General features: G+C 60.0%; 22 protein-coding genes. 5 read left to right on the top strand and 17 right to left on the bottom strand.

Annotation, left to right across the window (positions count from 1 at the left end; genetic code table 11):
- The first annotated feature begins 129 nt into the window (after positions 1-129).
- Together ACS5Q1_RS30360 and ACS5Q1_RS30355 are read left to right on the top strand one after the other, a co-directional pair.
- Complete coding sequence (locus ACS5Q1_RS30360) at positions 130-840, top strand: IS6 family transposase (RefSeq protein WP_473101699.1); 711 nt, start codon at positions 130-132, stop codon at positions 838-840.
- 299 nt (positions 841-1,139) lie between these two features.
- Entirely contained in the window at positions 1,140-1,394 is a 255-nt protein-coding gene (locus ACS5Q1_RS30355) for a WGR domain-containing protein (RefSeq protein WP_473101698.1), read from the top strand.
- A 102-nt stretch (positions 1,395-1,496) separates the two neighbouring features.
- Here the strand turns inward: ACS5Q1_RS30355 and ACS5Q1_RS30350 are convergent, their stop codons facing one another.
- Together ACS5Q1_RS30350 and ACS5Q1_RS30345 are read right to left on the bottom strand one after the other, a co-directional pair.
- Positions 1,497-1,775, bottom strand: a complete 279-nt coding sequence (locus ACS5Q1_RS30350) for a hypothetical protein (protein ID WP_473101697.1) — start codon at positions 1,773-1,775, stop codon at positions 1,497-1,499.
- A gap of 1,010 nt (positions 1,776-2,785) precedes the next feature.
- Positions 2,786-2,953, bottom strand: coding sequence for a hypothetical protein (locus ACS5Q1_RS30345; RefSeq protein WP_473101696.1), 168 nt, complete (start codon positions 2,951-2,953; stop codon positions 2,786-2,788).
- 387 nt (positions 2,954-3,340) lie between these two features.
- On the opposite strand from ACS5Q1_RS30345, the gene ACS5Q1_RS30340 reads away from it, so the two are divergent.
- Positions 3,341-3,487, top strand: a complete 147-nt coding sequence (locus ACS5Q1_RS30340) for a hypothetical protein (protein WP_473101695.1) — start codon at positions 3,341-3,343, stop codon at positions 3,485-3,487.
- A 190-nt stretch (positions 3,488-3,677) separates the two neighbouring features.
- Here the strand turns inward: ACS5Q1_RS30340 and ACS5Q1_RS30335 are convergent, their stop codons facing one another.
- From ACS5Q1_RS30335 to ACS5Q1_RS30315, 5 genes are all read right to left on the bottom strand, one after another.
- Complete coding sequence (locus tag ACS5Q1_RS30335) at positions 3,678-4,202, bottom strand: DUF2243 domain-containing protein (RefSeq protein WP_473101694.1); 525 nt, start codon at positions 4,200-4,202, stop codon at positions 3,678-3,680.
- Positions 4,203-4,633: 431 nt separating this feature from the next.
- Complete coding sequence (locus ACS5Q1_RS30330; protein WP_473101693.1) at positions 4,634-4,795, bottom strand: hypothetical protein; 162 nt, start codon at positions 4,793-4,795, stop codon at positions 4,634-4,636.
- A 244-nt stretch (positions 4,796-5,039) separates the two neighbouring features.
- Positions 5,040-5,732 carry a sigma-70 family RNA polymerase sigma factor gene (locus tag ACS5Q1_RS30325; protein WP_473101692.1) on the bottom strand — a complete coding sequence of 231 codons (693 nt, stop codon included), beginning with the start codon at positions 5,730-5,732 and terminating at the stop codon, positions 5,040-5,042.
- A 111-nt stretch (positions 5,733-5,843) separates the two neighbouring features.
- Positions 5,844-6,542 carry an IS6 family transposase gene (locus tag ACS5Q1_RS30320; RefSeq protein WP_473101691.1) on the bottom strand — a complete coding sequence of 233 codons (699 nt, stop codon included), beginning with the start codon at positions 6,540-6,542 and terminating at the stop codon, positions 5,844-5,846.
- 526 nt (positions 6,543-7,068) lie between these two features.
- On the bottom strand, positions 7,069-7,293 hold the full coding sequence (locus ACS5Q1_RS30315) for a hypothetical protein (RefSeq protein WP_473101690.1): 225 nt from the start codon (positions 7,291-7,293) through the stop codon (positions 7,069-7,071).
- A 106-nt stretch (positions 7,294-7,399) separates the two neighbouring features.
- Between ACS5Q1_RS30315 and ACS5Q1_RS30310 the strand changes: the two genes are divergently transcribed.
- Positions 7,400-8,098 (top strand): IS6 family transposase, encoded by a 699-nt coding sequence (locus ACS5Q1_RS30310; RefSeq protein ID WP_473101689.1) that lies wholly within the window; start codon positions 7,400-7,402, stop codon positions 8,096-8,098.
- A 38-nt stretch (positions 8,099-8,136) separates the two neighbouring features.
- On the opposite strand, the gene ACS5Q1_RS30305 is transcribed toward ACS5Q1_RS30310, so the two are convergent.
- The 7 genes from ACS5Q1_RS30305 to ACS5Q1_RS30275 all read right to left on the bottom strand — a co-directional run bounded on the left by ACS5Q1_RS30305 (position 8,137) and on the right by ACS5Q1_RS30275 (position 13,619).
- Positions 8,137-9,348 (bottom strand): bifunctional alpha/beta hydrolase/OsmC family protein, encoded by a 1,212-nt coding sequence (locus tag ACS5Q1_RS30305; protein ID WP_473101688.1) that lies wholly within the window; start codon positions 9,346-9,348, stop codon positions 8,137-8,139.
- Positions 9,349-9,506: 158 nt separating this feature from the next.
- Complete coding sequence (locus ACS5Q1_RS30300; protein ID WP_473101687.1) at positions 9,507-9,962, bottom strand: carboxymuconolactone decarboxylase family protein; 456 nt, start codon at positions 9,960-9,962, stop codon at positions 9,507-9,509.
- Positions 9,959-10,447: a cupin domain-containing protein gene (locus tag ACS5Q1_RS30295; RefSeq protein WP_473101686.1), complete on the bottom strand. Its 489-nt coding sequence runs from the start codon at positions 10,445-10,447 to the stop codon at positions 9,959-9,961. The genes ACS5Q1_RS30300 and ACS5Q1_RS30295 overlap by 4 nt, the downstream gene beginning before the upstream one ends.
- 380 nt (positions 10,448-10,827) lie before the next feature.
- On the bottom strand, positions 10,828-11,208 hold the full coding sequence (locus ACS5Q1_RS30290) for a hypothetical protein (protein WP_473101685.1): 381 nt from the start codon (positions 11,206-11,208) through the stop codon (positions 10,828-10,830).
- 117 nt (positions 11,209-11,325) lie between these two features.
- On the bottom strand, positions 11,326-12,483 hold the full coding sequence (locus ACS5Q1_RS30285; RefSeq protein WP_473101684.1) for an NAD(P)/FAD-dependent oxidoreductase: 1,158 nt from the start codon (positions 12,481-12,483) through the stop codon (positions 11,326-11,328).
- 131 nt (positions 12,484-12,614) lie between these two features.
- On the bottom strand, positions 12,615-13,154 hold the full coding sequence (locus ACS5Q1_RS30280; protein ID WP_473101683.1) for an RrF2 family transcriptional regulator: 540 nt from the start codon (positions 13,152-13,154) through the stop codon (positions 12,615-12,617).
- 201 nt (positions 13,155-13,355) lie between these two features.
- Positions 13,356-13,619, bottom strand: a complete 264-nt coding sequence (locus ACS5Q1_RS30275; RefSeq protein ID WP_203445934.1) for a hypothetical protein — start codon at positions 13,617-13,619, stop codon at positions 13,356-13,358.
- A gap of 393 nt (positions 13,620-14,012) precedes the next feature.
- Between ACS5Q1_RS30275 and ACS5Q1_RS30270 the strand changes: the two genes are divergently transcribed.
- Positions 14,013-14,657, top strand: coding sequence for a glutathione S-transferase family protein (locus ACS5Q1_RS30270; RefSeq protein ID WP_473101682.1), 645 nt, complete (start codon positions 14,013-14,015; stop codon positions 14,655-14,657).
- Between the two features lie 101 nt (positions 14,658-14,758).
- On the opposite strand, the gene ACS5Q1_RS30265 is transcribed toward ACS5Q1_RS30270, so the two are convergent.
- The 3 genes from ACS5Q1_RS30265 to ACS5Q1_RS30255 all read right to left on the bottom strand — a co-directional run.
- Positions 14,759-16,168, bottom strand: coding sequence for a dicarboxylate/amino acid:cation symporter (locus ACS5Q1_RS30265; RefSeq protein ID WP_473101681.1), 1,410 nt, complete (start codon positions 16,166-16,168; stop codon positions 14,759-14,761).
- 284 nt (positions 16,169-16,452) lie between these two features.
- Positions 16,453-17,829: an aldehyde dehydrogenase family protein gene (locus tag ACS5Q1_RS30260; RefSeq protein WP_473101680.1), complete on the bottom strand. Its 1,377-nt coding sequence runs from the start codon at positions 17,827-17,829 to the stop codon at positions 16,453-16,455.
- Positions 17,822-18,327 (bottom strand): thiamine pyrophosphate-dependent enzyme (locus tag ACS5Q1_RS30255; RefSeq protein ID WP_473101679.1); only part of this gene is annotated, 506 nt, incomplete at its 5' end. The genes ACS5Q1_RS30255 and ACS5Q1_RS30260, both read right to left, overlap by 8 nt.

The raw sequence follows: 18,327 nt of genomic DNA, 5'->3' as shown, positions 1-18,327 counted from the left end.
AAAAAGTCGGCGCCTGGCTGGGCTGAGCCAGCGACGAAGCTTTCCTCACTGAAGTCAGACCCATGATGAGCCGAGCACTGGCATCGTCAGGTTAACCCAGTGGTGACCACCGGGAGCCATACGTGAGGGATGAAGAAGACCCGTCATCCTCGCTACGCCCGTCACCGCTTTCCGGCTGAAGTGATCAGCCGTGCCGTCTGGCTCTATTTTCGGTTCCCGCTCAGCCTCCGGATGGTCGAGGGAATGCTGGCCGCCCGCGGCATCCTGGTCAGCCATGAGACGGTCCGGCAGTGGGCGCTGAAGTTCGGGCAGGGCTTTGCCAACCGGATCCGCCGGCGTCTCCCGGCACCCGGAGACAAGTGGCACCTGGACGAGGTTGTCATCAGCATCGCCGGCCAGAAGCACTGGCTGTGGCGAGCTGTGGACCAGCACGGGATCGTACTCGACATTCTGGTTCAGAGCCGGCGCAATGCCAAAGCAGCCAAGCGGCTATTGCGCAAGCTGCTCAAAAAGCAAGGCATCACGCCCCGCGTGATGATCACCGACAAACTCGCGAGCTATGGCGCGGCCAAGCGAGAGATCATGCCCGGTGTCGAGCATCGCCAGCATCGGGGATTGAATAACCGAGCAGAAAACAGTCATCAGCCGACTCGACGACGCGAGCGGATCATGAAGCGCTTCAAGTCAGCCGGTCAGGCCCAGCGATTTCTCTCGGTACATGATCAGGTGGCAAACCTCTTCCGTCGTCCTGCCAACACCAATGCCGCCGATCAGCGCCGTGCCCGCGCTCGGGCGTTCCAGGCCTGGGCTGAGGTAACCGGCGCCGTGACTATCGCCTGATCCAACCTCGAACCACAGTCGGTGCACCCTTCTCCGATAACTTGACGGTGCCTTTGGCCCTCTAAAGATGCCTTGGAAAACTGAAGAAGGGCTATCGGCAAAGCCGACGGAACGTGATGGAAGCTGCAGAGCTGGGTTCTTGGAGGTCTACAGGATATATCCAAGTCCATACAGTAGCAGTGTGGCCGCTATCGCAACACCCAGCGCAAGCAGGAGCCACGGTAAATACCCGCCGAAGTCATCCATCGTGAACTCCTTCGCAGCCGGGAGACCGGAGAGATGAATGAGCTAGGATCGTGATGGACGACGAGCGTTCCCCTATCCGGTTCCGTCTTGTCCTGCACCGGATCGACCCGGAGCAGGACATCCGGCGCTTCTATTCCCTTATGAGCGAGCGCGATCTCTTCGGGACCGTGCGCCTGGTGCGCAATTGGGGCCGGATCGGCACGAACGGGCAGGAACTCGTCGAGACCTTCGCGAGCGAGGAGAAGGCCGGCCAGGCGCTCGAGGCGCTGGCCGGGGCGAAACGCCGGCGCGGGTCTCGGGACCTGTGACGCTGGCCGATCCGGTCATTCCTGCCGGCGTGACAGGACCCAAACGAGCTTGCCAGACCGGCCGACTGGTCCAATCGCAAAAGGTTATTCCTGCGGGTGGGGCTATTCGTCGGACTCGCTCGTCGGATTGCAGGCCTCACCTGGGGTCGGCCCCTCGTACTCCTCCCTTCCGCCTTGGCGCATGAGTTGGCCGAAGGACTGCGTGCGCGGGGCTGTGGGATCCCCGAAATAGCCGTCGTTCAGGCCCGAGAAGCGGCAGGCCGACTGGCCAGTCGATGCGCGGTGCTCGATGAATTGGCCGGTTCCCTTGATTTCACCGGCAGTGACCGGAGCTGAGGCGGCTACGCAAACAACAAGGGCGGCTAGGATCCTTGCGTGCATGTCAAAACCTCCATTGGAGGGAGGAACGGCGCCTTGTGCGTCGTAATGAAGTTTGGGCTTGGGTTGTTACTGAATACAATGAGGTTTACTCAAACAAGGCATTACAAATGGGACTTTATAGTCAAGCTTGTGCAGTCGCCACGAAAATAAATGTTCATTATTTTGAATTGTATTTGCAAGTTCTTTCTATAAAATCTGACAATATTACTACAAATATACAAATTATAGGCTACCTCTAACGGGTCTTATCAAGGAAAACTTGCTTTTTGAGGGTATTAATTCTGGAAGGTGGGTACGCATTCTATAGCGCCTTTATGGAATGGCGAACAAACGGCTTGTCTAGTGAGTTTCCGCGCCGCAGCGGTCAGGCTGGCCAGATGGTATGACGCAGCCTTACGGTCTGCGGGCCGGGCGAGAGCCAAATCCCCTTCGCTCGGCACGAGAATATATCGCTGACGAATTTCGCATAAGCCTCAGTATGGAACCGGTGCACGTCGCCTCGTCGCGAGGCTGAACTCCTCTCTCAGGTGCGGCTCCACAAGAATAAAGAATTTCGCCGGTGTGACACAGTTCACAGTCCCTGTCTGCAAGGTGATTCAGAGTCCAATCATCACCAACGGAGAAGGCTGATGATCAAGGCATACGGAATCGCACTTGCTGGGTTCTTGCTCGCTGGGCTCGGGCCTGCGTTCGCGGAGACTGGCCCTCGAGAGAGACAATGCATGGTGGGGGAGCAGCGTATCAACGGCGGGTGCCGGGCCTTATCGGAGGGCGCTAGCACGCGATCAGGAGATCAAGGTAGAACCGGTAATCGAGGTGATGCCGGCAGATAATGGACCATTTCCCAGCGCACGGGTTGGCAGCCGACCGGCAGTCGGCAATCTGGCGATTGAGGGTTGCAAGACCAGCGCGGCCCTCTTTCATTGGGGCTTCCGCTCGCTAGCGAGCGCGCGAAAATCGGCCGCGCAATTTCGCATAATTCTCAGGCTGGAACGGGGAGCAGCCGGCCCTCAGTCGTGGCCGAAGAGGAGGAAGCCCAGCAGGGCGAGGATCACGACATTCAGGACGACGACCAGGAGCAGCGTGATCTGGGCTTTCCGGTCATGCTGGGCCAGGCGGGCATTGATCGCCTCCAGCTTCTGGTGCTTGGCGAGTTCATCGCGTTCAATAGGCTTCACGGGTTCTCCTCCGGGTGAACCCAGCCATATGAGCCCATTTAGGAAAAGAACCATCGGCCAGATGGCCTATGGTGCCGCACCAGCGCACGTCAAACCTACCGCGCAATTTCACATAAGCCACAATATGGAATGGATCGCTGCGCGAGGCTAATTTCCTGAAAATCTAAGTCGACAAAAAGAAAGCGCTCACTCTTTCGCAGGGCGCTCCAGGAGCCGACCCGTAGGGGCAAATACGGGCTCAAGGGTCGCGAACACGGTCACAAGACTGGGCGCGGCCCTTTCCCTTGGCTCTCATTCCGGTGAGGCCTCCAGTCTCGCCGCGCCATCGCCCGAACAGACCATCCCCCTCCAAAGTGTTTGGTATCCATTCAGGAAGAGAGATCTACAGTGCCGTACTTCTACGGCGACGTGCGCGAGGACGGCAGTGTCACGGCCGACGGTGTGGGCCTCGAGTCCGATAGCCGGAACGCTGCCGAACGTGCGGCGGCTGAGGGAGCAGTAGAGATACTACCCGTTCCAAGTTGCGACGGGTGAAGCACCGGAGGGCATTTCATGGACTATAGGCATCCCGACATCGCCCTGGCTGTCCTGAGTGCTGCAGCGGTGGTGTTCCTCCTAGGGGTATTCACCCTGACAGTGCTAGCGCTCAGATGATCACAGGAGCGAGAAATTCGTCTGCGTAATTCCGAGAAATCCGTTCATGGAACCGGACTTGCAGCCTTCTTTAGGAGCGTAGCATGCCCGTGTTGTCGGATCTGGCCATACTACGCTGTCCTGCTCGCAGCAGGAGCCAGCCGCCGATCAGCATGGCCACGCCCCAGACCAGGAAGCCGATATCCCAGTAGATCCACTGCTCCCGCGGCACCGTCTCGTTGACGTGGTGGATGCCGAGGATCTGGTGGTCGATGATGCCCTCAACAAGGTTGAAGATGCCGAACCCCATCAGGAACGTTCCCGGCAGCAGCTTGCCCGACCAGCGCACGTGGTTCTTCCGCGAGTAGCGCCACAGGATCCAGAAGCTGAGCGCCGTGAAGATGTAGGTGCTGGCGTGGAAGATGCCATCCCAGAGGGTGTTGACCTTCAGGTTCTCCACGCTGTCGGGCGGATAGCCAGCGCTGGTGAGCATGTGGTGCCATTGCAAGATTTGATGCAATACGATCCCGTCGAAGAAGCCACCAAGCCCAAGGCCGAACAGGATGCCGGCAGAGATGGGGAAGCCTCCTTCCTCGCGCCCTGGATTAGATGGCATGCTTGGCCTCCTGAGTTCGAGGGGGCAACAAGAGGCGTGGTTGGTGTTCCAGAAAGTTGCGTGATTCGCAGAGGGTTCTCTCATTCCCGAACAAGCTGAGTTGCGCGAACCTTGAGCTTGTCGCTTTGCTCCTGTCCGTCGTAACGGAGGCCCTTCGTGTCTCAGAAGCGTTATCGAACGCTGGTACTCGCGTTGCGCGGCTCGGACCGCCGCACACTCCAATCGACTTAGCCCCTCACATTGTGTCTGCGTGAGAGGCTTTTTCATTGGTGTTATCCTTGCCAGCCTGCGGAAGGGAAGCGGGGGAGTGCTTCACATAAGCTTAGCGCTTCGCTTGGCTGGTAATGTTTGTCGGCTCGGGTGGAAGCAGCTTCACGATTTGGCCGAACACGAGCCTGATCGCCAACCCTAAGATGATAACGACGGGCAAATCACGCCATGCGAGCCCTTGCGTGTCCCAGCAGCTTGATGATCGTCGTGAGTTGCTCAAGCTCAAAGGCGACGGGCTCGGATAGGCCCGCGACAGGACCAATCTCGATCGTCACGGATTGATGGTCATCCGCGACCCGAACACCGACCCGCGCCTCAGCCATGACGAGGTCTCCATGCTTACTGGCAGCCTGTCGGGGGGCAGCTGTTGGTTCAACCGAACACAGTCCGAATAGGTCCATCCTACCGCTTATGCACGTGCACATGCCTCAAGGAAGATGCGCCTGGGGACCACGCCACGCCCTGAGCCGGCATATCGCGGCCACACGGCCGTCCGAAATGGCAGGACAGGCCGAGACCTCTCCGACTGCTTGGCGGCTTCTTCCAACCTACCCGAAGCCGTGAGGATCAAGGCTCACGCATCCGGTTACCACCACGGTCATCCGCATTCAGATCGAGCATCTCGGCCAGCCTGTGCCTGGCACGGTTGACCCGGCTCTTCACAGTGCCGACAGCGCAGCCCAATGCTGCTGCCGTTTCCTCATATAAGAGGCCCTCCATGGCTACGAACAGAAGTGCCTCTCGTTGCTCCCGAGGCAGTCTGGCTAGCGCCGCCTCCAGCTCCTGGAGAATAAGCCTGCTCTCCTGATCCGCACTTGTCGTCATCTCGCCGGCCAGCCGACCATCCACATCCTCAATCTCACGCGCGGCCCTGCGATGTTCTGTGAAAAAGCTGTTGCGCAGGATCGTGAAGAGCCAGGCCTGCAGGTTCGTGCCTGCTTCGAAGCTCTCCTGCCTGCTGAGAGCGCGGAGCACCGTGTCCTGAACCAGATCCTCAGCGCGATCGACGGCCTTGGTCAGCGATATGGCATAGGCTCGGAGCGGGGCGAGATTGTCCATGATCCCATCCATGAAGGCCTGGTCCACCGGCTCGGTGTGCGCACGGATGGTCTGGGCCACCCGTCGGGCGAGCAGGCGCAGCTCAAGGGGAAGCTTACTTTCAGACGGATCACCGTAGAGGGCACGCAGCTGCGCGCCGAGGTGGGTTTGAATGGCAGCGTCAAGACTGCCCCGGCGCGCCTTCGAGTCAGTGTCTGACATACTGATGTCGGATCCTGTCAGGGATCAAAGAGGCTCTGCTCTGTAGGCTGGTCTGATGGCTCCGTTGCAGTAACTTGGAAAGAACATAACGAACCCAGTCGAATGGGTCACTCAGGCCGTGAGACCGAACAGCTGATTCACAAGACGGATTTCGCCTGTCACGCCGCGCTGTGCCAGGCCGCAATGGCCGCGGCGGATCATGCGCATCACCTCAAAGCCCCTGATGGTAGCGGAGGCTGTTGCTATCCTCTGGAAGCCGCGGGTTGGCCTGATGACGCGCTTGAGCGCGCCATGGTCGGCCTCAATGATGTTATTCAAATATTTCGATGTCCGGTGCTCAACATTTTCCGACAGCAAGCCCTCCTCTTGCAGGCGCTGGATTGCCTTCGGATAAGACGCCAGTTTGTCCGTCGTAATTGAGGATGGCGGATAGTCGCTCACCGTCCTAAGAGCTTTGCGCAGGAAGCGATAGGCGGCCCTGGTGTTGCGGCGGTCTGACAGCATGAAGTCGATCAACTGCCCATGCTTGTCGACCGCACGAAACAGATATTTCCACTTCCCGCCAACCCGCACATAAGTTTCATCCACTCGCCAAGAGCCCGAGCGAGGCCCTTGGTATTGACGCACCCTCTTCTCGATCTCTGGCGCATAGCGTTGCACCCAGCGGAAGATCGTGCTCGGGTCGACCTCGACGCCGCGCTCCTGCATCATCTCGGACAGGTCGCGGTAGCTGATGCCGTACTTGCAGTACCAGCGCACGCACAGCAGGATGATCTCGACGGGAAAGCGGCGGCGCTTGAACAGGGACAACAGGACGGCTCCTCGACTGGCCGCCCTTCATTAAACTGCCAAGGTTAATGCAACGGAGCCCTCTGACTGGCCGTTCCGCTTTACACTGCCCCAGTTAATGCAACACAGCCGTTTTGCGTATGACGATTACTGTAACATGCCCATGCCTCTCTGCATGCCTGAGGCCGGCGAGATTGTTCAACATTGCCAGTGAGCTGATCCCATATGCAGAAATAAGGCTCTAAGCCAATTTGTAAAACTTCTGGTGAATGCTTGTGCGGCCGCGCACACGCTCAGACAACGGCGGCTGTTATGATGCCGACATGCTTGAGAGGAGATCGGTACGATGACTGCCGGGCTTGCACCAAGCGCTCTCTGCCCTGTTCCGATCAGTCATAGTGCCCACTGACGATCCTCTCCCTTCGGGGAGGTCGAGATGGCATCTCAATGCCGACTGCGTGCGCGCGTCTGTGCTCAGGCCTCTGTCATCACTTGCGGGCTTCTGGTTGCTTGCCCCAGCCAAGCGATGGAACAACGGCCTCCGCTCTCAGCCGCCTGTCGGGCCTGGAACAGCCACATTGCTGAATTGATCGATCAGCACAGGACGGCTCATGAGCTGGACGACGATCAACTCGGCGAAATCATTCGCCTCTTCTATGAGGCGCAATCCACCTGTTCGGCCCTTCGCTTCGAAGAAGGTTTGACACTCTATGAGAGCATTCCCATTGGATCGGTCGCGAGCCGCCCGCTTCGGTAGAACAGCGGGTGACATTTCATAAGTGGCGTCCTCGGCAATACGAGACCTTCGCTAATCGACTGGCTTCGTTGCATTAACCTTGGCAGTCTAGTGACGGGCGGCTAATCGAGGAGCCGCCCTATTGTCTCTGTTCAAGCGCCGCCGCTTTCCCGTTGAGATCATCCTGCTGTGCGTGCGCTGGTACTGTAAGTACGGGATCAGCTATCGCGATCTGTCTGAGATGATGCAGGAGCGCGGTGTCGCGGTCGATCCCTCCACCCTCTTCCGTTGGGTCCAGCGCTACGCGCCAGAGATCGACAAGAGGGTCCGCCAGTACCAGGGTTCCCGGTCCGGATCATGGCGCATCGACGAAACTTACGTGCGGGTTGGCGGCAAGTGGAAATATCTGTTCCGCGCCGTCGACAAGCACGGTCAGCTCATCGACTTCATGCTGTCAGACCGCCGGAATACCCGAGCGGCGTATCGCTTCCTGCGCAAAGCCCTCAAGATGATGAGGCACTGTCCGCCATCCTCGATCACGACTGATAAACTGGTATCTTACCCGAAGGCCATCCGACGCTTGCAGGATGAAGGGCTGCTATCGAAAGGTGTCGAGCATCGGACATCGAAATACCTGAACAACATCATCGAGGCAGATCACGGCGCGCTCAAGCGCGTGATCCGGCCGACCCGCGGCTTCGAGACGATGAGAACAGCTTCCGCGACGCTGAAGGGCTTTGAGGTCATGCGGATGATCCGTCGCGGCCACTGCGTCCAGACACAGCCCGGAGTGATAGGAGAAATCCGTCTGGTGAACCAGCTCTTCGGTCTCGCGGCCTGAGCAGCCCATTCGACGAGGTTCGTTGCGCCTGGTCCAAGTTAATGCAACAAAGCCATGTCTGAGCGCGCTTCAAGGGTTCGATGGACTGAGCACTTGTCAGCAATCTCTGCGATCTTGTCCGTCACCGCAGGGCCGGGATCGGTTTCAAAGGTGATCCGCCGCACGAACTGATCGATCTTGCCGGTATGACCCTCCGTGCAGCTCAAGCAGTCTTCAGCATGAACTTTGGCGTGCCGAACCTCGACCGTATATGGCGGCAGCTGCCATCCTTTCCGCTCGGCATAAAGCTGGAGCGTCATCGACGTACACGCTCCGAGCCCCGCCGATAGGAAGGCGTAAGGACTGGGTCCGCTGTCCAGTCCGCCATAGCTCTCAGGCTCGTCGGCAAGGAACCGGTGCCGCCCGGCTTCGACAACCTGCTGGAAGCGGCCCTCACCCGACGCCCGCACGAGGACGCCATCGTGATTGGCAACCGCCTCTGCATGGGACGAACGCGCCAGATGCCGGCCGTACCAGGCGCTGATCACCTCTGCGACAAAGGCCGCGTCCTCATGGCGGGTCAGGAGATGATCCGCGCCGTCGAGGGAGACGAAGCTCTTCGGATGCTGGGCAGCCTCAAAAATTCGCTTGGCGTTATCGACTCCAACGATGTCGTCATCGGGAGCGTGCAGGACAAGCAGCGGACGACCAAGACTGCGGATCTTCGTCTCGAGATGCTGCCTGCGGACGTCATCCAGAAACTGCTGCTGGATGGCGAAGCGGCGTCCAGCCAGCTGCACCTCGGCCTCGCCCTGACTTTCGATGGCGGGCACATGGCTGCGAAAGCTTGAGATCACGTGCGCAGTATCAGCCGGAGCCCCGATCGTGACCACCGCCCGGACCTCGGGCAGCTCTGGGGCCACCGCAAGCACGGCGGCGCCACCGAGGGAGTGGCCGACAAGGAGTTCGGCGGGACCAAAGTGCCTCGTGAGATACTTGGCGGCTTGCCGGAGATCCTCGACATTCGAGGAGAAGTTGGTTTTAGGGAACTCGCCGCCCGAGGCCCCCAGGCCGGTGAAATCGAACCGCAACACCGCGATGCCCCGCATGGCGAGCTCGAACGCGATGCGCCGGGAGGCAAAGAGATCCTTGGAGCAGGTGAAGCAATGGGCGAAGATCGCATAGGACCGGATCGGGCCGAGCGGGAGTTCAAGCCGGGCGGAAAGCGGGTCACCACGGGACCCTGGAAAGGCTACCTTGAGGCTCTGCATCTTCGTTTCCTATGTGCGAATGAAGGGTTCTACGGTTCCCCGATAATGATGTAGGAATATTCCACGCAACACGGTGCGTCCGAGTTGCACCCTGAGACCCGGCTCACGCAGTGCCGGGTCTCAGATGTCTATGTCACATTCAAAGGAACCGGCGGCGGTCAGTGGCTTGCCGCAGCCAGCGGCACGGCGCGGAAACTGATCGCCAAGCGGTTGAAGGCGTTCATCAAGCCGATCGCGATGGTCAGGTCGGCGAGTTCCTTCTCCGAGAAGGTGGCGCGAGCTTCGGTATAGGCCTCCTCGGGCACCTGCGTGTCGCTGACCCGCGTGACCACTTCGGCCCACTTCAACGCCGCGCGTTCGCGATCACTGAACAGGGTTCCACCTTCGTCCCAAGACTGGACAAGCACGAGCTTCTCGACCGGCACTTCGGCCTTGAGCAGGTCGCGGCTGTGCATGTCGATGCAGTAGGCGCAGCCGTTGATCTGCGAGATGCGTAGATACACCAGTTCGATCAGGGCTGTCGGCAAACCGCTTTGGGCTACATAGCTGTAGACCGTGCCAAGGGCCTTCATGCCGCCCGGGGCGGCGGCCGCATAGTTCATGCGTTGGGTCATCGTGCCGATCCCTGCTGGCGGTCCGGGATGACCAGGGAATCTCTAGGATCGACGACGAAGACGGCGAGCAGCTTTGCCGGTTCGCTGTCGCTGGCGTTCTCGCTCACTCTGTGGTGCGAGCCGGGATTCTCGTACCAACCTTCGCCGGTCCGGTAGACTTTGGTTGGCTCCTCGCCGACCTGGCTGCGAATGGCGCCGGAGACCACATGCGCATAGATGAAGGCGGAGTTTGGATGATAATGGGAAGGCGACTTGCCGCCCGGCGTATAGGTCACCTCAAGGGCAATCAGGCTCTTGCCCGGGATATGCGGGATAGCGCGCTCAAAGACCGGTTTCACAGTCTCACCGTTGGCCTGCGCCGAAGCTGTCTGCGAAACTGGTGTTGTCGTGGCATGCTCCGGCCCGTGTGCGGACACGGTCGTACCCGCGAGAGTGATTGCGATGCCCGCGGCGCCAGCCAAACTCGAAACTTTGATTATCGTCATTGTCTAAGCCTCATGTTGGGATCAGGAATGCCGTGATCTTGCCGCTGGCATGGACTTCTCAACAGGTCCAAGAATGAGTAAAAAGGCTGTACCATCGACGCGGCCCTCTTGGCTGGCTCAACCCGTCTGGAACTCGCAACCCGCCCCGAGGGAGTCGGTTACTTGAACCTGCTTCATCGAGCGGCGCACCCGGCCACCTCGATCCTCACGTCCTTGAAGCGGGATTCGAGTTCCCGCCGGAGAGACTCAAGTTTCTTTTGCCGACATCGGCCATGTCATTTGCGATCCCGCACTCCTCGCAGGGAGCAGGAAGTATAGGGCTGGTCACGTCGTCCGGTCAGCTATTTGGCGACCGGACATGGCTTTGAAGCCGTGACGTCTCACGCTAAGCCCTTGGCGAACGCAAGTCGCACAAGCATGACGCAAAACAGTGTGGCGCCGGCGAGCCAGACAATGGCGGCCGCGACGGCCGGTATCGGCTGACCATAGGTTATCAGCAGGTAGATGCCCGCCGGAAACATGATGCCGCTTGGCGCCGAAAGCAAAAAGTGAGCTTTCGCCAGTCTTCCTTCGGCCAGAGCCGGATAGGCACGGTAGGTGAGCCCAAAGAGCGCCATCGACACCCATCCGACGAGATTCAGGTGAGAGTGAAGGTGGCTGAGCGAGAAATCCTGCGCGAAGCCCATTCCAAGGCCAAGGGAGACACTCAGCACCAGGCACAAGCTTGCGAGCGTGAGAAAGGAAACGTCGATGTTACGCAAGATATGTATCTCCGCCTTGACCGAGCAGCAGCCCGGCCAAGGCACCAGTTGTGTCTACATTGGGGTTAGGGGACGATCACGAAGTCCGGGTTGGCGACAGCAAAGGCTGCGTTGCGATCAGCCCGAGGCGGGTAAATCCACGTCGTGTTGATCTCTTGCTTTAGAGCCTTGCCAGCGTCTCGCGTCAGATGCACCTGGCGGTCCCAGCCCTCGGTGTAGAGAGCCCCCCCAAGGACCGATATCGAGGCAGGTGACGTATTTCGGCTGGCTGTACAGGTGCAACGGCAATCCAATCAGTTCCGCGGCGGCGTTATGACCGGCAACGCGACCAAGGCTTTGTGCGTGCTGGCATGACATCAACGTGGTGTTGCCAACGCCGTCCGTTGCCGCGCGAACGACGTCGCCGGTGACGAAGATGTCGTTCACCTCTGCGGCATGGAGGAAAGCATCGCCGATCACCCGGCCGAAGCGGTCGCGCTCGCCTGGGATTTGGGCGGCAAGTGGGTTGGCGCGGGCTCCGGCGGTCCAGATGACGGTGTTCGTCTGAATGCGCTCCCCGGATGAGAGGGTAACGCTGCCGGCAGAAACGATGTTAACCGCAGCGCCGGTGATGATCTCGACCCCACACTCGGCCAGAGCCTGTTCGATGACCGGCCGCGGAACTGGACCGAGGTCGGGACCGATGTGCGGCGCCTGTTCAACGACGACGACCCGGATGGCAGCGTTGCTTCCCAGAATTGCTCGCAGCCGCTCCGGCATCTCGGCAACGGTCTCGATCCCCGTAAAGCCGCCTCCGGCGACGACAACTGTGTTGCGTGCGACGGTCTCAGGACGGTCCGCGAGGGATTTCAGGTGGCTGTCGAGCCTGCGAGCGCTCGCTAACTGATCGACATTGAACGTATGCTCCGCCAGCCCTGGCACCGGCGGCTGAAAGAGGCAGCTACCTGCGGCCAGTACGAACTTGTCGTAGGGCAGGCGTAGCTGTGTCCCGTCGTTCTTGCCGATTTCGATGAGGCGGGCGCCGGCATCGATCGTCTGCACCAGCCCAGCCATGTGGCGGACCCCGACAGCGTCGAACAACGGCGCGAGGTCCGGGTTCATGTTCTCGAGAACCGCTTCATAGAGACGGGGCCGGATCGTCAGGCTGGCCGTGGGTGACACGACGATCACCTCAATGTCCTTTTCCCTGCCCGCAAGCGACACCGCCCGAGCGGCGGAGACGGCAGCCCACATGCCGGCAAAGCCCGAGCCGGCGATCACAATCTTCTTGGTCATGATACTTCTCTGTCTCAGCCGGACGTGTGAAGCCATTCCGTCAAGCTGATGCCCAACGGGTTCTCGGCAGGTCCGGCAAGGTGCCGAGAAATTCTAGATGTTTGAGGTGAGGGCGGCTGACCGCCGCAGGATCAACCCGGCGGCTCTTTGGATCGGCGGATGCGACCGGGGCGACGGGCATCGAGGCGGTCCGACATCCAGTCTTGAACCTGGCCGAGAAAACCTGATGGGGCTTTGCATCCGAGTGCTGTATGCACGTCGGCCAGCGATTGGGAGGCCAGTGTATCTCGCATCGCCTTCTCGGCCTGCAGCATGACCGCATGGACGGCGCAGACACCGTTGCTCGACCATGCCGGCGGCTTGCCCTTGAACACGGCGCAGCGGCCCCTGATCTGCTGACAATCGAAAAGAGGCTTGTCGCCTTCAATCGCGTCGACGATCTCAAGGAAGGTGATGTCCTGGGCCGGACGTGCGAGGCAGTAGCCTCCCCGTGCGCCTTCGCTGGCCGTGACGATCCCCGCCTTTTCGAGCTTGGGAAAGATCTTGGCGAGGAAACCGGGCGAGATGCCCTGCAGCTCGGCGAGATCCCGGCTGCTGAGGGCTGCATCAGAGTCGACAAGCCACAGGAGGCAATGGATGCCATACTCAACGCTGACGGTCAGGTGTGCCATGATATCGGTATGTTGCGTCTGCCAGCAATCGGAGTTGCGATAAACACGGACCATATTCGTCCGTGTTTATCGACGCAAGCGCAAAAACGCATACTAGGTTTGTCCGAGTTAATCTGCCGCTGCGTACAATCCGGGTCGGCCCTGGCGTTTCCCTCCCAGGGCCGTTTGGTTCAACAGAGGCTGCTTCCCGTATGACATGACTCAGTGACCGGCAGATCGGCGAGCAGGCCGCGACGCCGTGTATTCGGTAGCGGGCGGCCGCATCCGGTCTTCAGCCTGGCGCAGCGCCTCGAAGGCTTGCTTGTTGGCTCGACCTTCCGCAATGGCGCGCTCCCAGCGGCCATCCCGCATCATGGCCTCAACCTCGCGGTTGACACGGTCGCGATCTGTCTTACCACCCATTTCGGCTAGGGCGATGCTCGGGAGAAGAAGAAGAGGCAGGGTCAAAGCAATCTTCCTAAACATGTGACACTCCATGAAAGCCGGTCCACAGCCGGCGCCTGAGGGAGGTTGCAATCAGCGAGAGCCGATCGAGCCTGAGGCGATCTTGCAGCTGTCCTGGGCGGCAAAACAGGACCGAGACCGACCGAAAAGACTGCACCATTGACGTTGATCGCTCCCCACCGTCGGCTCTCGGAGAACTTTCAGAGTGACGGGCAGCAGCGGGGACGATCACATCCTCCGAATTGGCATGCCAAAGGTGGCGTTGCGATCCGCTGCAGGCGGGCAGATTCAGGAGACGGGTCGACGATCGAGCCCCGTAGACTCGTGATCGGAGCAGCTATAAAACCCAGTGCAATCAGGATCTCACCTACATCCAGGGCGATCCGATCCCCAAGAATTGGCCGGGAGGCACGCATGCTCAAGATATTCGGCGCGGTCGGATCGGGCTCAGTTCCGATCGAGGCCACGCTGACTCTGCTCGGAGTTCCTTACGAGGTGATCGAGGCGGTCACTTGGGAGGACGAAGCGGCGCGCAAGCTGGTCGAGACGGTCAATCCGCTGCGCCAAGTCCCGGCGCTGATGCTGCCGTCCGGCGAGGTTATCACCGAAAGTGCTGCGATCCTGATCTATCTCGCCGATCTCTATCCACAGGCACAGCTGGCGCCAGGGCTCAACGACCCCAAGCGCGCACTATATCTACGCTGGATGGCCTACGTTTCGGCGGCTATCTACGCGTTTGCCTGGATTAAGGACGACGCTATGCGCATCGCTGCCAGCAAAGAAGATGCGCCGGCGATCATTGATCGCATTCATGACCGCATTGCCGCCTGTTGGCGCATGATGGACGAACAGATCACACCTGGCCGCTACATCCTCGGCGACGAACTCTCGGTGCTGGATCTCTATGTCACGGTGATCTCGCGCTTCGCTCCCTGGCGCTCGCGCTTTTACAAGAGTGCGCCCAAGATGGCCGAAATCGTCCGACAGGTCGATGCCGATCCCCGTCTCAAGGAATTCTGGGCGAAGCGATTTCCATTTGATGAGGGGTGGGAGCGGTAAGCGTTACATCACGAGCCATGCTTAAGAACCAGCGGCGGCGATGAGTGCACATCGCCGCCGCGGGTCCACTTGGGTGTGAGTTCACCGCCTGGCCACACGGCCTAGACAGGCGCACGCGTTCCCACTGCTTTGAGGTGACGATGCTGCTGGAGGAAGTCGCCCTTCGCAAGATCATCGGCCACCGTCATCGTCTTTGGATCAAAGGCTTCGGGATCACTCTCCTGGTTGAGCGAGCGGTGCAGTTGTTTCTCATCGAGAGCGCCTTCCCATTTGGCAACAACGACGGTTGCCAAGCCATTGCCGATCAGGTTGGTGAGCGCCCGCGCCTCAGACATGAAGCGGTCGATCCCAAGGATCAGAGCGATACTGGTGACTGGGATCGTGCCAACTGAAGCCAGCGTCGCCGCCAGCACGATAAAGCCAGAGCCGGTCACGCCAGCTGCTCCCTTCGACGTGAGCAGAAGAACGGCGATGATCCCAATCTCCTGGGACAGGGTCAGGTCGGTGTTGGTCGCCTGAGCCAGGAACACGGCCGCCATTGTCAGATAGATGCAGGTTCCATCAAGGTTGAACGAGTACCCAGTGGGGATCACCAGTCCGACGACTGAGGGCCCGCACCCGAGTTTCTCCATCTTCGCTATCATACGCGGCAGCACCGACTCCGAGGACGACGTCCCGAGGACGATCAGCAACTCCTCCTTGATGTAGCGGATGAACTTGAAGATCGAGAAGCCGCACAACGCTGCGATGGCGCCCAATGCGACAAAGACAAACAGCAGACAGGTTGTATAGAACGCCAGCATGAAGTTGCCGAGCGACAGGAGAGTTCCGACGCCATACTTGCCGATCGTGAACGCCATTGCACCGAAGGCGCCGACCGGAGCGAGCTTCATGATGATACCGACGATGCGAAAGAAGATTTGCCCGAGGGTGTCGATGAGGTGCAGCACCGGTTCGCCACGCGCGCCGAGGGCTTGCAACCCGAACGCAAACAAGAGTGCGACGAAGAGAACCTGAAGGATTTCCCCGTTTGCGAACGCGCCGACAACGGTCGAGGGGATGATTTCCATCAGGAACGCGACCGTACTTTGGTCTTTCGCTTTTTCGGTAAAGCTTGCGATGGCCGAGGTGTCGATCCGGGAAAGATCGACATTGACCCCGACGCCCGGCTGCCAGAGGTTGACAACGACCAATCCGATAATGAGGGCAAGGGTTGTCACGACCTCGAAATAGATGAGGGCCTTTAAACCGACCCGGCCGACCTTCCTCATGTCTTTCATGCTGGCGATGCCATGCACGATGGTGAAAAAGATGATGGGCGCGATGAGCATCTTGATCATCTTGATGAAAGCATCGCCCAGGGGCTTCATCGCTTCGCCGAGCGAAGGATAGAAATGGCCCAGGAGGACGCCTGCCAGGATGGCGCCCAGGACCTGGACATAGAGATGTTGATACCAGCGGCCTTGACGGTGGAGCGCCAAGGCCGTCGTCGTTGGAGTTGCTGTTTCCATTGCACGTCCTCATTTCTGCCGGGGTTGAGATCGGCATGAGGTGATCCTGTCTGCGGACCGGGCGATGAAACAGACCCAAGAACAAGCCAGATGGATGTACCATTGGCCTGCCAAATATCACGGCTGGCACCGAGGAGCTTGTCTGTATTCCGAATTCTTCATCGGAATGCGAAGCAAGCCGCCCAGTTCTTGGGCTGAGGCGCATGAAGGGACGTGAAGTAGGTTGGGCTCAAATGGCTTGGCAATGTCGGCCGGTAGAGCCGGTGGAGGCGGCGTCGCTCCGTTTACGTTCTAAAGACGATCATCTTCTCCGCGGTCATTTCCTTCATCGTCCAGGGAATTCCGCCGACGCCATGCCCGGACACGTGCCGTCCCGCGAACGGCATCCAGTCCGTCCGAAAGGCTGTGTGATCGTTGATCATCACAGCCGCAGCGTCGATCCGCTCGGCTGCGTCGAGGGCGGTTCGCAGGTTCTCGGTGAAGATGCTCGCCTGAAACGCCACCGGCAACGAATTGGCAGCGGAGATCGCCTCATCGAGTTGCGTGAACGGGTAGATGCAGGTGGTCGGGCCAAAGACCTCGAGCGTCGAGACCTTGGCCTCCCGGGGCGGATTGATCAGGATTGATGGACGCAGCGTGGTGTGGCTGAGACGTCCCCCGCCGATCAGGCGGGCCCCGCTCGACACAGCCTCCTCAATCCAGGACGAGACCCGATCAGCCTCGCGAGGCGCAATAAGCGGGCCGACCTCAGTCTCGGGCAGGGTCGGATCGCCAACTTTGAGAGCTTCCACGCGTGCGGCAAAGCGGTCGATGAATGCGCTCTCAAGGTCCGCGTGCACAAAGATGCGCTGAGTCGACACGCAGACCTGGCCGGCATGATAGTAACCACCCTTCGCCAAGGGCTCGACGATCCGGTCAAGATCCGCAGTTCGGTCGATGATCGCAGGGGCGACGCCGCCGTGTTCCAGGGCACAGCGGGCCCCCGGCGCCAGCTTCGAGCGCAGATACCAGCCGACCCGACTTGAGCCAATGAAGCTCAAGAATGCAATCCGAGGATCGGTTGCGAGTGCCTCGGCGAGCTCACTGGTCTCCGGCAGAAAGGTCTGAACCCAGCCGGCCGGCATCCCGGCCTCATGGACGAGCGCCACGAAGTCGACGCAGCACAGCGGCGTTGCCGTTGCCGGCTTGACGATCACTGGACAACCGGTGGCAATCGCAGGAGCGACCTGATGGACGATCAGGTTCAGGGGATGGTTGAAGGCGGAAATGGCCGCCACAACGCCAATCGGCTCATGGATGGTGAAGGCCCGGCGGTCAATGCTCGCCCGCGTCAGGCCCATTGGGATCTCCTGGCCGGCCGCGACACGCAGCATGTCAGCCGCATTCCGCACGCCGTCGACGGCTCGGTCGGCCTCGACCAACGCGTCCGTCAAAGGCTTGCCACCCTCACGGGCGATCTGACGCCCGAAGTGCTCGCGCTTGCCCTCCATCAGCACGGCAAGCCGGCGAAGGATCTCAATCCGTTCGTAGGGTTTGAGCCATGCCCCTCGATCTTTGAACAGCCGCCTGGCGGTTGTGATCTTCTCCTCAAGCGCCCCTGCTTCATCGCTGTCGAGTTGGGTGATCGGTGCCCGATCGAAGGCCTGGACGACTTCAATCATTGGAGCCTCCACTCTGGGCCTGGGTACGCAGTTCCTCGACGAGAACCCGCATGTTCTCCGAGTAATCCACCGGGATGGTAACGAGTTGAATGCCGCCATCGGCAAAGGCGGCCTCCAGGGTCGGCACGAGATCGTCAGGACCTTCCACCCGGCTGCCCTTGGCGCCATAGGCCTTGGCGTAGGTCACGAAGTCTGGATTGCCGAAGGTCAGGCCAAAGTCAGAATACCCGTCCACGGCCTGCTTCCAGCGGATCATCCCATAGGCGTCGTCCTGTAGGATCAGCACCACCAGATTAAGTTTAAGACGCACCGCCGTTTCCAGTTCCTGCGAGTTCATCATGAACCCACCGTCGCCACAGACCGCAAGGACGCGACGTTCGGGGTAGAGCAGGGCCGCCATCATGGCCGAGGGCAGGCCGGCACCCATGGTGGCGAGCGCATTGTCGAGCAGAAGCGTGTTGGCGACACGGGTGCGATAGTTGCGGGCGAACCAGATCT

The organism is Microvirga sp. GN3, assembly GCF_055792825.1.
This window is presented reverse-complemented; position numbering and strand designations above follow the sequence as displayed.

Excerpts from the sequence above, each read along its gene's own strand:
- ACS5Q1_RS30275 (WP_203445934.1), bottom strand. The coding sequence starts at position 13,619 with ATGTTTAGGAAGATTGCTTTGACCCTGCCTCTTCTTCTTCTCCCGAGC.
- ACS5Q1_RS30285 (WP_473101684.1), bottom strand. The coding sequence starts at position 12,483 with ATGACCAAGAAGATTGTGATCGCCGGCTCGGGCTTTGCCGGCATGTGG.
- ACS5Q1_RS30325 (WP_473101692.1), bottom strand. The coding sequence starts at position 5,732 with ATGTCAGACACTGACTCGAAGGCGCGCCGGGGCAGTCTTGACGCTGCC.
- ACS5Q1_RS30360 (WP_473101699.1), top strand. The coding sequence starts at position 130 with ATGAAGAAGACCCGTCATCCTCGCTACGCCCGTCACCGCTTTCCGGCT.
- ACS5Q1_RS30265 (WP_473101681.1), bottom strand. The coding sequence starts at position 16,168 with ATGGAAACAGCAACTCCAACGACGACGGCCTTGGCGCTCCACCGTCAA.
- ACS5Q1_RS30300 (WP_473101687.1), bottom strand. The coding sequence starts at position 9,962 with ATGACCCAACGCATGAACTATGCGGCCGCCGCCCCGGGCGGCATGAAG.
- ACS5Q1_RS30335 (WP_473101694.1), bottom strand. The coding sequence starts at position 4,202 with ATGCCATCTAATCCAGGGCGCGAGGAAGGAGGCTTCCCCATCTCTGCC.
- ACS5Q1_RS30305 (WP_473101688.1), bottom strand. The coding sequence starts at position 9,348 with ATGCAGAGCCTCAAGGTAGCCTTTCCAGGGTCCCGTGGTGACCCGCTT.
- ACS5Q1_RS30270 (WP_473101682.1), top strand. The coding sequence starts at position 14,013 with ATGCTCAAGATATTCGGCGCGGTCGGATCGGGCTCAGTTCCGATCGAG.
- ACS5Q1_RS30355 (WP_473101698.1), top strand. The coding sequence starts at position 1,140 with ATGGACGACGAGCGTTCCCCTATCCGGTTCCGTCTTGTCCTGCACCGG.
- ACS5Q1_RS30330 (WP_473101693.1), bottom strand. The coding sequence starts at position 4,795 with ATGGCTGAGGCGCGGGTCGGTGTTCGGGTCGCGGATGACCATCAATCC.
- ACS5Q1_RS30350 (WP_473101697.1), bottom strand. The coding sequence starts at position 1,775 with ATGCACGCAAGGATCCTAGCCGCCCTTGTTGTTTGCGTAGCCGCCTCA.
- ACS5Q1_RS30260 (WP_473101680.1), bottom strand. The coding sequence starts at position 17,829 with ATGATTGAAGTCGTCCAGGCCTTCGATCGGGCACCGATCACCCAACTC.
- ACS5Q1_RS30280 (WP_473101683.1), bottom strand. The coding sequence starts at position 13,154 with ATGGCACACCTGACCGTCAGCGTTGAGTATGGCATCCATTGCCTCCTG.
- ACS5Q1_RS30315 (WP_473101690.1), bottom strand. The coding sequence starts at position 7,293 with ATGTCACCCGCTGTTCTACCGAAGCGGGCGGCTCGCGACCGATCCAAT.
- ACS5Q1_RS30295 (WP_473101686.1), bottom strand. The coding sequence starts at position 10,447 with ATGACGATAATCAAAGTTTCGAGTTTGGCTGGCGCCGCGGGCATCGCA.